Consider the following 12,487-nt stretch of genomic DNA (forward strand, 5'->3'; position numbering starts at 1 on the left):
CAGTAAGACAGGAAATGGTTGCATGCATCAAATGCAAGTCCTCGATTGATGGCAAAGCAGGAAATGATACAGTATCCTCAGACTTTGGCCTCCATGCTGCGCATCCCGGCAGACTTTCGTATAGACATTCAGTGTGACTAAATACAGTGTGATTAAATTAAGAGCATTCCAGTTCACCAGTATTACTTACCGCCTGGTTTTTGCCTGCCTGATGGCGGCGGTAGTGATTTATGGTGGTTCTTACTACCAGATGCGTTCCTTGTTGCAGCAAGTCATGACGGGCTGGGTTAAGCAGATAGCAATGTCCAAACTCGATGCCATTGCGGCAAAACACCAATCCAGCCTGCACTTGCTAGCTGAGCAAGCCAGCCGCCTGGTGCAAACGGATGAGCGCCTTTATCTTGCCGATCAGAATGGTCTTACAGTAATTTTGCCGGTCTCTCCTTATGTCAGCAAAATTGCTATCTCTTCCGACATTAAAGCTAAGGATCAAAGCTTTGGCTGGCAAGTTGACACTAAAGGACAGTCCTGGCAAAGCATAGCGAGTGATGATGAATTGTTGAAATCCTGCAGTGTTGTTAATGGCCAGCATTACTGGTCCAGGCACATCCGCACTCAGGAGCTGGTTTTTTGCACTGGATGGTTTATGCATGGGCAAGCAACACAAAGCATTGCCATCCTGATCAATATGCAACCCCTGTTGCAAGATCTGCAAAGCAATTTACACCTGATTGATGAGGTCGATCATAGTGTGCAAGGTCATCCTTATGTAAAAAACCAGTTGACGGGCAATTTCATGCTGAGGTCTGAATTTATTCCCCAAGATATATCGACCCGGTCTGCGGAGGGTGCTGGAGAGGGTGGTAGCATACATTTCAAGCGGCAACTGCAGGATATGCCGCTGGTGTATGGCTTCTATTTCCCTGAAGCAGAGTTCCAGGCTTATCTTGGTAAATATTTCATGATAATGATTTTTTCCATGGGCAAGGACATGCTGCTGATGTGCATCGCCATTGCCCTGGTATCACGGCAGACTACCAGGTCCTTGCGCAGTCTCAGCAAAAGCACGGAAGAAATTGCCCAGGGCAATCTGGATACTGAACTCACCAAAATCCCCAGGAGCGATGAGGTAGGGCGGCTCTCACGTTCATTCCGGCGCATGCGTGATTCTCTGAAGTTGCACATACTGGAATTGCAGGAAGCTACAGCGGCCAGACAGCGTATGGAAAGTGAACTCGCCATCGCCGCCCAGATACAGCAAGCCATGTTACCCAGCGCAGAAGCTGCCATCGATCCGCGCTACAGCGTGAGCACTTTACTGCAACCGGCCAGGGTAGTTGGCGGTGACCTGTATGATTTTTTCCATGTGGCAGATGAGCGTATCTGCATGGTGATAGGTGATGTCGCCAACAAGGGGGTGCCAGCTGCCCTGTTCATGGCGCGTACCCTGAGCCTGATGCGTACACTGGCACACCAGAGCAGTTCACCGGCGGCCTTGTTGTTTGCCGTGAACCGCGAACTGGCGCACAACAATCCTGAATGCCGTTTTGTCACCATGTTCTTTGCCATGTTGGACCTGAAGACCGGCCTGCTGCAGTATGCCAGTGCGGGGCATGATGCACCGCTGCTGTTCCGCGATGGTCAGGTCAGCAAACTGGTGCTGGAAACCGGGCCGGCATTGGGGCTGGAAGAGGAGGCCAGTTTCCCGCAGTTTGAAATTCGCCTGCTTGCTCATGACATTGTTGTCATGTACACCGACGGCATCACCGAAGCCAGGAACCTGGACAATGAAGAATTCTCAGAAGCCCGATTACAGACTACAATTACCCGGCAGGCACCGGCATTTGCAGCAGATATTATCCGTTGCGTGACACTGGCGCATCAGCAGTTCATAGCGCAAGCCCCGCAGTTTGACGACTTGACATTACTAAGCATGCAATTTCATCCTCAAGCCAAACGACGCAAACCAGCTTTTGCTGACTGGCAGATCAGCCTTAATGGTCAGCCCCTGGTCTATGATCAGGTCAGGCCCTGCCTGGCAGGTTTGCTGCAGGCACAGCAGGTGAGCGAGGACGTGGTTGATGACTTACAGTTGATTACTGAAGAAGTATTGGTGAATGTACTCACACATGGTGCAACTGATAAGGACCCGGCATCCATACGGCTGGACGTGCATTTGCAGGAGTCTGCAGTGGTACTCGACGTGACTGATAATTCTCATGCCTATAATCCCCTGCATGGCGTCAATGAACCTGACCTGGAAGTGGATTTTGCCGACCGCCCCGAAGGTGGCCTTGGCCTGTATCTGGTGAGTGCCCTGGCAGACCAGATTGAATACCACTATGCGCACGGACAGAATAATTTGCACATACGTAAATTTCTCGTCAAACCCTGAGCACCTGCACTACAAATAACAAAGGACAAACAGTGTTAGAAATTTCCATCGATGAAACGCAATTGCCAACAGCCACCATAGATCTGTCAGGCAGTCTCGATTCCAGCACTGCAGCTGATCTGGAACAGTTTTTTGCCAGCAGTGTCAGCGAAGAAGTCAAGGTATTGGTCATGCGTATGCAAGACTTGAACTTCATTTCCAGTGAAGGTTTGCGGGTGCTGGCCAAGATACGCAAAACCATGCGCAGTCATGGTGGCACAACTTATTTTGTCAATCTCAGCCGCCAGGTGCAAAAAGTATTTGAAATCGTCCGTGCCGCACCTCTGAATGAAATTTTCACCAGTACTGCCGAACTTGACGCTTACCTGGCCGAGATGCAACGCAAGGCTGTTGATGACTAGTGGCAGCTTATACCTGCTATGCCTGGCTCCACGCTGCCGCGTTTGAGGCTGGTGATTTGTTTGATGAAACCTGAAAACCAGAGTTTTCATGATCATTTTGTATCTGAAGTATCTAAACTGTACTTAATATTTTTTCTATATCGTCAGCTCACTAGTGGACTGTAACAGTGGAATCGAGTGTGAAAGACATGCGCCCGGCGCATCAGGGCAAGACAAAGGTGGAACAAATGAGCACAGCGATAGCGGGGCTATCGCGAGTATTTGCAACGCAGCCATGATCGTCGCGCGCATGGCAGGCACTCCGATTTTCACTGCTACAGTTCACTAGAGGTTTACTTCTCCCTCCAGACGCTCAGTCCGCTATATAATCCGCCCCCTCACTGTTGAAACCCCCACGCTTGTTGCAAAATATCCCGGGCTGAATTGCATAGCCCCGCTGTATTACCTATACTCAGGCAATAGCTGCTCATAGTAGTTATATGCTGCCTGAACATCTTTGCAACATCTTCCACTGACATGTCTCGATAAATTTTGTCTTTTTTAAGAGCATAAGGAAACCATATGAAATTGCGCTGTATTCTTCAGGCTGGCGTTTTTGCGTCTGCTGCTATTCTTTCCCAGTTGTCCTCTGCTGACACACTGGACCGTATCAAAAAAAGCCAGACCGTCAATATCGCGTATCGCGAGTCTGCCCTGCCTTTCTCTTATTTGTCAGAGAGCAAGGCACCAGTCGGCTACACCATAGACATTTGCAAAAAAATGGTTGATGCGCTTAAAAAAGAATTGAAATTGCCACAACTGAAAATCAATTTTTTGCCTGTCACGGCAGATAACCGCATCGAGGCCATGACATCCGGCAAGGCAGATATGGAATGTGGTTCAACCAGCAATACTGCCGACCGCAGGAAAGTAGTTGATTTTACGATACCGCATTTCTTTTCTACCCTGCGCATGATGGTCAAAACCAGTTCAGGCATCAAGAACTGGACAGATTTGAAGGGCAAGAAAGTCGTCTTCACCAAAGGTACTTCTACTGACAAATTCATACTCGAGCGTGATAAGGTACGCGCCCTGAACATGAAGCTGGTAGAAGGTAAAGACCACAGCGATTCTTTTAACATGCTGGAAACCAACCAGGTCGATGCCTTTGCCCAGGATGAAGCTCTCCTGTTTGGCCTGAAAGCCAAGGCCAAGGACCCATCCAAACTGACCATCGTTGGTGACCCGCTGGCTTCTGAAGCCTATGCAATCATGCTGCCCAAAGGTGATGCCGCATTCAAGAAATTCATTGATGCTGAAATGGCACGCCAGATGACCGACGGAGAAATCACCAAGCTGCACGAAAAATGGTTCACCAAACCGATACAGCCCAACAATATGAACCTGGCCTGGCCCATGGGTGCACTGTTGAAGGAAACCATACGTTTTCCTTCAGATAAAGTGAATTAAGCTGCTTATTGCTTATTGCTTATTGCTTATTGCTTATTGCTTATTTTGCTACCTCTATTTTGTGCTCACCAACCCGGGATATTTGCCCGGGTTTTTGATTGATATTGCTCAAATGCGTGAGCGTAATCAGGCGTAGAATTATGACATTAAGCAAAATGCATAAATTTTCGATTGTTGTTGTGTAGAAATATTCCTATAATTCTCGCCTGCGGTGTTTTTTGTCGCAACTGATATCGGGTTCACTTTGGTCTGGCAAGTATCGCGCAGTATTTATCCTTCAGCGCGACAGCATCTGACAATGCTATTGAAGTAGCATCGCTCCTTCACTGCCTAAATCAGTTCTTTATCATCCCCACTACTCCAACCGGGTCAAGGAAGTCGCATGAAATTTCGTCGCTTTATCAAAGCAAGTTTAATTCTTTCAAGTTGTATGCTGGCACAGTTATCCTCTGCAGCCGATACACTTGAGCGTATCAAAAAAACCAATACGATCAACATCGCATTCAGGGAAACCTCACTCCCGTTCTCTTATCTGTCAGAGAATAAAACACCTATCGGTTACTCGATTGATATCTGCGCCAAATTTGTGGATGCGATCAAAAAAGAATTAAAACTACCTCAGTTGAAGATCAATTACATCCCTGTTACTTCAGATACGCGCATGGAGGCGATGACTTCAGGCAAGGCAGATATTGAGTGTGGTTCTACCTCCAATAATGCAGAACGACGTACTAAAGTAAACTACACGCTGCCACATTTTTTCGCCACGATACGCATGATGGTCTTTGCTGATTCCAGCATCAAGAACTGGCAGGATCTGAAAGATAAAAAAGTAGTCGTGACCAAGGGCACTTCCACAGATAAATATTTGCTGGAAAGGGATAAAGTGCGCTCCCTGAATATGAAGATGGTCGAGAGCAAAGATCATATTGAATCTGTCAGCATGCTGGAAAACAAGCAAGTCGATGCATTTGCCCAGCATGATGCAATCCTGGCTGGTTTCAAGGCCAGGTCCAAGCTACGCGATAAACTCGTCATCGTTGGTGACCCGCTGTCTTCAGAAGCCTATGCAATGATGCTGCCCAAGGGCGATGCCTCTTTCAAGAAGCTCATTGATATGGAAATGGTGCGCATGATGACAGATGGTGAGCTGACCAGACTCTATGAGAAATGGTTTACAAAACCGGTGCAACCGAATGGTGTTAACCTGGCCCTACCCATGAACGTCCTGTTGCGTGAAACCATACGCTTCCCGTCGGATAAAGTCGATTAAGCGAAAAAAAAGCAGCCGCACTGGCTGCTTTTTTCATCGTACCTGACTTAATTAATTGATTGGTTAATTGATTAATTAATTAATTAATTAATGCACTTGCACCGCATCATTGTCACGCTTGAGCATATTCCACAAGAAGGTATAAGTGATCGCACTCATGTCAGCACGCTGGGCATTGTTGGCTGCACCACCGTGGCCGCCTTCTATGTTTTCGTAATACCAGACATTCTTGTGACCCTGATCCATCATTTTGGCAGCCATCTTGCGTGCATGGCCAGGATGTACACGGTCATCACGGGTAGAAGTGATGAACAGCACATTAGGATAAGTCACACCTGCCTTGACGTTCTGGTAAGGTGAATATTTGGAGATGTAATCCCACTCGGCAGGCACATCAGGATTACCATATTCACCCATCCATGAGGCACCGGCCAGCAACTGGTTAAAGCGACGCATGTCCAGCAAGGGTACCTGGCTGACCACCGCATTGAACAGATCAGGACGCTGAGTCAGGGCGACACCAGCCAGCAGGCCGCCATTACTGCCACCCATTGCACCCAGGTGTTTAGGGCTGGTGATCTTGCTGGCTATCAGGTCTTCTGCTACGGCAGCAAAGTCATCATAGGCACGCTGACGGTTTTCTTTCAGCGCCAGTTGATGCCAGCGCGGGCCAAACTCGCCACCGCCACGGATATTCGCAACGACATACACGCCGCCCTTATCTAGCCAGCTCTTGCCCAGGCCGCCAGAATAAGAAGGTGTCATGGAAATCTGGAAGCCGCCATAGCCATACAGTAGGGTAGGATTATTGCCATCGAACTTCATATCCTTGCGGCGCACGATAAAGTAAGGCACCTTGGTACCATCTTTGGATGTCGTGAACTTTTGCACCGTTTCATAGGCGCTGGCGTCAAAGAAGCTTGGTGCGGATTTCAGCAATTCACGTTTGTCATTACCGGCATGGGCCATCATGTACACGCTGGGTGTCAGGTAATCAGAATAGCTGATCAGGTAATCGTCAGAATTCTCTGCATCTATGCCACTCACACCAACTGCACCCAGGGTAGGCAGGCTCACTTGACGGGAAGACCATTTGTTGCCGTCAAACTTCCATTCTTTCAGGCTGCTCTTGACGTTATCAAGGGTTTGCAGCAACAAGTAATTTTTTGTGACAGTGGCACCAGTAAATGAGGTCGTGTCGCTAGGCTCGAACAAGACCGTGAACTCGCGGTTGCCCTTCATGAACGCATCAAAATCGATGGCCAGCACACTGCCGGATGCATAAGTCTTGCCGCCGACACTCCAAGCTTCACGTGGCGTGATGATGGCTTGCTTGTCAAAGAAACTCACATTGCTCTTGGCGGGGATTTCGAGCTTGCTCAGCTTGTCGCCTTCTTTCAGATATTGCTCTGACGTGTAGAAGGTGATCTGACGGCTCACCAATTCCCTGTGTATGCCTTTATGGTCACTGGAATTGGCACCCACGGCCATATCGGTTTTCTGGCCTTCAAACAGGGTCTTGGCCGCAGATAATTCTGTACCGCGTTTCCATTCCTTGACGACGCGTGCATAGCCAGAATCTGTCAGTGTGCCAGCACCAAAGTCGGTGGCGACAAACAGGGTGTCCTTATTGACCCAGTCCAGGTTCATTTTTGCTTCTGGCAGGCTGAATCCACCTTTGACAAAGGATTTGCTGGCAAGGTCAAATTCACGGGTGACAACCGCATCGGCGCCACCGCGCGATAACTCGATCAGGCAGCGGTCATACACAGGTTCGCGGCAGACACTGGCCTTGTAAACCCAGTTTTCATTTTCTGCTTTTGCCAGTGCATCAACGTCGAGTACCACTTCCCATTTAGGCTGGGCTTTCTTGTATTCTTCCAGCGTGGTTTTACGCCATACACCACGCGGATGTTCTGCATCCATCCAGAAGTTATAGACAGCATCACCCATTTTGCGTATGCCGGGGATGCGGTCCTTGGAATCGAGCACGACTTGCAAATCGGCTTTCAGCTTGGCAAAACCTGCATCGTTGTCGAGCTTGCTGCGGGTCACTTTGTTCTGGTCCTTGACCCAGCTCAGGGCCTTGTCACCGGTGACGTCTTCCAGCCACTGGTGTTTGTCTTCTGCCTGGGCCAGCGCCAGGCTGCTTGCACCTACCATGCACAGCGCGGCGATCAGTTTCAATTGTGGTTTCATTGCTTTCCTTATTGTTGGACAGGCGGTCTCAGCCTGGTATTTTTCTCACAGTCGGCTCTTGGCTATATAGACAGCCAGTAATTAGCCAATAATTGAGCCCGTGAGCAGGCGTTCGGTTCAGCGCGCCCGTCAAGGATTCTAAAGCCATGCTTTCCGATAGTGCGATGTGATTTATGTGATGATACAAAACTAAGTTTTGCTTTTTGGATAAAAACTGTTGAAGTCGTCGGATTGATGTATTTTTAATAATTTATTGAAAATAATATAGACTGGTGCATCGCTTGATTTGCCATGCCCCAGCTACGTCATCCCGCCATGTTCCTGGCCGGAATCCAGTGACCTATTTTTGTCTCTCTACAGATTTACGGATTTCCTCGTTGCAAAGTGAGGACAAAACTCACACCCTGATCCACATTCTGCACATTGATAGTCCCGCCCATCTTCGCCATATAAGTCTTTGCCACAAACAGACCCTGGCCACGGTTGCCATTCGCGCCCGAGTCATGTTGGTCCGATACGCCGTACTCAAAAATCTTGTCGATCAAATCTTCGGCAATATGCGGGCCATCATTGTGGATAGTAATAGTCACGGCAGTTTCACTATCTTGTAACCTGATGCTAATAGAACTATCAGTCTTGCGATAACGCTGGGCATTGCGCAGGACATGGGTAACCACATCTTCAAGTGAATATTCATCGGCCTTGACCATGATGACTTCATCCGGCCCCTGATAGACGACATCCGGTATGTCCACCATAGGCGCATTGTCGGCCACGTTTTTCAGGAACAGGGTGATGTCAATTTCACTGACCTGCAAGACAGTGGACTGAAATGCTTCGCTCGGCGAAGCACTGCCATACAACACACGTATGGCCTGCTGCATGCGGCTGATGTAGCGGTTGCTCTGGTTATCTGCCGTGCCATGCAGGGCCATCAAAGACTGTAGCGGTGACATGATTTCATGGCCGACTGCATGCCACATCTCTTTTTCTTGTTCAGTGCGTATGGTTTCGCGTTCCACGTCTTCCTTTACGCGGCGCAGCAAATCATGCAGGCAACTGGCCAGCACGCCGAGTTCATCCGGGCTGCGCAAATCGCTGATATCGAATTGCTCAAGCTCACCCGCACCCTTCATGGTCTTCGATAGCGACACGGCACGTTTGGTCAGCAAAGTGATGCGTCTGATGATACTGACCTCGATCAATAGCCAGGCCAGCGTCAGCGCCAGCAACATCGCACCGACAAACCAGGACACCCGGCTGGCAACCACGCTGAGGCTCTTGCTGACACTGCGCACATCTCCCTTCAGCAAGACTTCATAATTCGCCAGCGGCGTGCTGATGGTTTCGCGGCTTTCTAGCGGGACATCATATTCATCGACAGGCAGGCGGCGTATCAGGCGGGTGATGATATTCCAGGATTCATCACTTTGTTCAACGATACCGGTCAGGTTGATCAGGTCATCCTTGCTGTCTTTACTGTCTTGAGCGTCGCGTTTGCGTATGCGCAGAGTTTCGCCAGGCAAGAGATTGTCTTGTAAATCCTTGAGGGAGAATGGGGTTGCCGTCGGCGTGCTCTTGCTGTCGAGCAGCGCAGTGTCAGACTCAGGTGGCAGCACGGCGATGCTGACTTCCATCTTGTCCAGGTCCTGTGGTGGCCAGACCGGGCGTTTTTTTTCGAACAGGGCTTCCTGCAGCACAGGTATGGGCAGGCGCAGCGAGAAGAAAGTATTTTTCTGGCAGTCAGCATCATTGTCGTCCTGGTCTGCCTGGTTGCAGATCGCCTGTTGCCAGGCCCAGCCACGGAAGTCTTTTACCGGGCGGGCATTCGGTTTATTGGCTTCGCTTTCATTAAAGCCAGTCCAGCGCCCGCGCACGCCCTGGTTTTGTCTCGCTGGCGCTATCTCTTCTTCAAACGGTGCTATCCAGCGATACGTCTGGCCGCGCAGGCTGACGCTGACTTTCAGCCTGTGTGCCTGGGTCAGGCTTTCATTGCCGCGCTTGTGTGACACCAACTGGCTGCTGTTGAAGTTACCTGCTATATAAATAAAGCCGCCAGCCCAGGGGTTATTGCCTATGCCGCTGCAGAGTGCGCCTTCATTACCATATTGCACCAGGCAACCAGACATGGCGATGGCTTGCTGTACCTTGTTCTGGTCATCAAAATCAATCGCAGAATACGGCAGCAACAGCGGGCGCAGGGATGCGCGCTTGGCGTCTGCTGGGGGATTCAGCAAGGCCAGTTGCCCGGCAGGGTGGCGCAGGGTGGCGGATATCTGCAAACGGGTTTTATTGAAATTGCTTTGGTAATTGTTATAGCTGAGCTGTTTTTCCTGTTGCAGGACAGACAGCGCCAGGCCCACGGTCGCCAGCGCCAGCAAAAGAAAAACGCCACGGAATAAAATCCGCAGCCGGTAAGTCGCCAGCAAGAACTTGCCCATCTCAGCTTCTGCCCGCGTCGTCATCCACCCATCTGAAACCGCGCATGGGGACGTTTTCTATGCATTCAAAGTCGGCATCAATTTCACGAAAGGCATCGCGTATCGTCGATACATGCTTGCGTATATTGTCGCGGTTGCGCCCGCTCTTGACGACTTCATACAGGTCTTCATACGACACCACCTGGCCACGGCGGGCAAACACAGGGCGGCCAGTATGCGTTGCGCCGTCAGTGGCAGGTTGATGCGCTGGCCGCGCCAGATAGGGGTGCGCTGGCGTAAGGGGTCCATGCTGAGCTGGTCGGCAGCGGGGCTTTTGGCGGCTTCTTTATAGGCTGCACTCTGGCTCTCTTTATGTTGCTTGCGTTCCTTGACCGAGCGCAGCATTTCCAGAAAGGTTTCGATGAAATCAGCTTCTTCAAAGGTGGCTTTTTGCAGGTAATCCCAGGCATCCAGCGCTTTCATGATGCTGCGGTAAATCGTGGCAGGCATGGCCGACACCACCAGTACTGGCGTTGCATGCTGCTTGTTGATGGCGTTGATGATGGCAACCCCGGCGTGGCGCTCGCGCCCCAGTTCTATATCGAGCACCACCAGGTCATAGTTTTCGCGTGCGATGGCGGCTTCTGCATCATCACGGCTGAACCACTGGTCTATCTGTATGCCTGGTTTTGCTGCTTCTATCCAGGTTTTTAACTGATTGCTGGTGGGCAGATCGTCTTCGATGACAGCTACTTTGACCACTGTTTTCTCCTGCAATGTATTCAATATCCGCAGTATCCACGCTTTCGCCGTAAATGTCATAAAGCCGCTGTGAGTTTTTCTTCACACGCGGCAAGGCTTATTCCAGACCTGGAATAAATAGCTTGCCACAGTGATATTTCTGCCCCTGCCCCAGCATTGTATGTTCCGCAGGCTGCGGCGCATGATGTGTCTCAGGGAAGCAGGGCAAACGCCACTGCACGAAACCCTGAAAAAACCACCATCATTGGAGAGCTATCATGTCTGACCGTATCAAATCCCTGGTACAAGCCGTAAGATCCACTCTGTCTTCCGTTTTCAGCAAAAGCGCAACGGGAATCAAAGCCGGGGCCAGGGTCACAACAGAATCAGGCATGTTCAGCAAAGTCACTTTCAAGCGCCTGGTAGTGCTCAGCCTGGTAGGTGGTGCCGTGTATGCGATCAGCACTCATCCACCGATCAAACATATCCCGCGTGGTGACGTGGGTGTGCGTATCAATCAGTTGACCGGTCATGCTGACCAGGTGCGTGACGGTGCCCTGATTGTCGTACCCGGCTTGCATGAGTTGCGCCTGTTCAGCCTGCAAGACCAGTTATATAAACCCACACGCAGCAGCCGTGCCGATGGCGAAGCACCGTTCCAGTCGGTAGAAGGTTTGTCACTCGGTGTAGACCTGAGCATACGTTATGCCGTTGACCCGACCAAGCTGACCAATATGTCCATCAGCCTGCCAGAGAACATCAATACCGACATCGTTGAGCCAGCAGTGCAGGGCGTGATTTACAAGGCATTCACCTTGTATACAGTACGCGAGATATTTTCCAGCAAACGTGCAGAAATCCAGAAGCAGATAGAAGCTGAGTTAAAACCCAGGCTGGCGGCTGACGGCATCATCCTGCGCAGCGTCATGATGGGCAAGGTGGATTTGCCTGCCGACTATAAGCGCGGCATGGAAAAACTGCTGGCCGAAGAACTGGAAAGCGAAAAAATGCGCTATACCCTGGAACTGAAAGACAAGCAGGTCAAGCAAACCGCGCTGGAAGCTGACGCCGACAAGATCAAGCGCGAGAAAGCCGCTGAGGCAGCAGGCAATGAACAAATCATCGCCGCCAAAGCGCAAGAAGAAGCCATGAAGCATGTCCTGCCTTTCAAGGAAAAACAGATAGAACAACGCAAGTTTGAAGCCGAAGCAGAAAAAATGGCCCGCATCAAAACGTCAGAAGGTACGGCACAAGCCCGCGTCATCGAAGCACAAGGTGAAGCCGACTCCCGCCGCAAACTGGCCGATGCTGAAGCCTACAGGCAAGACCTGGTAGGCAAGGTCGCCAGCGTGCAGATGGAGAGAGAGGGTGCCCTGCTGAGCAAGCATCCCTTGTTGATACAGAAAACCATGGCCGACAAATTGTCAGACAAGATCTCGGTCATCATCGCGCCACCACCAACAGATGGCAGTTTCATTGGTGCGACCTTGCTGGGCAGTGGCAAGAACAACAGGCAAGGCATGCAAAAAGTAGCTACCGAGGCTGAAACAGAAACCACTAACGAAAACAAAGAGAGCCAATAATCATGTTTGCTACCTTAGCTGCTGTC

At 50.3% G+C, this 12,487-nt stretch carries 7 protein-coding genes and 1 pseudogene; 5 read left to right on the forward strand and 3 right to left on the reverse strand.

The window, feature by feature from the left end:
• Positions 1 to 133 precede the first annotated feature (133 nt).
• The 4 genes from UNDKW_RS02720 to UNDKW_RS02735 all read left to right on the forward strand — a co-directional run bounded on the left by UNDKW_RS02720 (position 134) and on the right by UNDKW_RS02735 (position 5,518).
• On the forward strand, positions 134 to 2,395 hold the full coding sequence (locus UNDKW_RS02720) for a SpoIIE family protein phosphatase (protein ID WP_162057466.1): 2,262 nt from the start codon (positions 134 to 136) through the stop codon (positions 2,393 to 2,395).
• A gap of 32 nt (positions 2,396 to 2,427) precedes the next feature.
• On the forward strand, positions 2,428 to 2,796 hold the full coding sequence (locus UNDKW_RS02725; RefSeq protein ID WP_162057467.1) for an STAS domain-containing protein: 369 nt from the start codon (positions 2,428 to 2,430) through the stop codon (positions 2,794 to 2,796).
• A 561-nt stretch (positions 2,797 to 3,357) separates the two neighbouring features.
• Positions 3,358 to 4,245, forward strand: coding sequence for an amino acid ABC transporter substrate-binding protein (locus tag UNDKW_RS02730; protein WP_162057468.1), 888 nt, complete (start codon positions 3,358 to 3,360; stop codon positions 4,243 to 4,245).
• Between the two features lie 430 nt (positions 4,246 to 4,675).
• On the forward strand, positions 4,676 to 5,518 hold the full coding sequence (locus UNDKW_RS02735; RefSeq protein ID WP_232063214.1) for an amino acid ABC transporter substrate-binding protein: 843 nt from the start codon (positions 4,676 to 4,678) through the stop codon (positions 5,516 to 5,518).
• Positions 5,519 to 5,605: 87 nt separating this feature from the next.
• Here the strand turns inward: UNDKW_RS02735 and UNDKW_RS02740 are convergent, their stop codons facing one another.
• From UNDKW_RS02740 to UNDKW_RS02750, 3 genes and pseudogenes are all read right to left on the reverse strand, one after another.
• The gene (locus UNDKW_RS02740) at positions 5,606 to 7,717 is read right to left on the reverse strand and encodes a prolyl oligopeptidase family protein (RefSeq protein ID WP_162057470.1); all 2,112 of its coding nucleotides are present in this window, start codon (positions 7,715 to 7,717) and stop codon (positions 5,606 to 5,608) included.
• A 362-nt stretch (positions 7,718 to 8,079) separates the two neighbouring features.
• Positions 8,080 to 10,182, reverse strand: coding sequence for a HAMP domain-containing sensor histidine kinase (locus tag UNDKW_RS02745; RefSeq protein WP_232063215.1), 2,103 nt, complete (start codon positions 10,180 to 10,182; stop codon positions 8,080 to 8,082).
• Positions 10,160 to 10,899: pseudogene (locus UNDKW_RS02750) on the reverse strand (response regulator transcription factor). Before UNDKW_RS02750 ends, UNDKW_RS02745 begins: the two are co-directional and overlap by 23 nt.
• 257 nt (positions 10,900 to 11,156) lie before the next feature.
• Here UNDKW_RS02750 and UNDKW_RS02755 point away from each other — a divergent pair.
• Positions 11,157 to 12,461 (forward strand): SPFH domain-containing protein, encoded by a 1,305-nt coding sequence (locus tag UNDKW_RS02755; protein WP_162057471.1) that lies wholly within the window; start codon positions 11,157 to 11,159, stop codon positions 12,459 to 12,461.
• Positions 12,462 to 12,487: the final 26 nt, after the last annotated feature.

The sequence above is a fragment of the Undibacterium sp. KW1 genome (assembly GCF_009937955.1).
GTDB lineage: Bacteria > Pseudomonadota > Gammaproteobacteria > Burkholderiales > Burkholderiaceae_D > Undibacterium.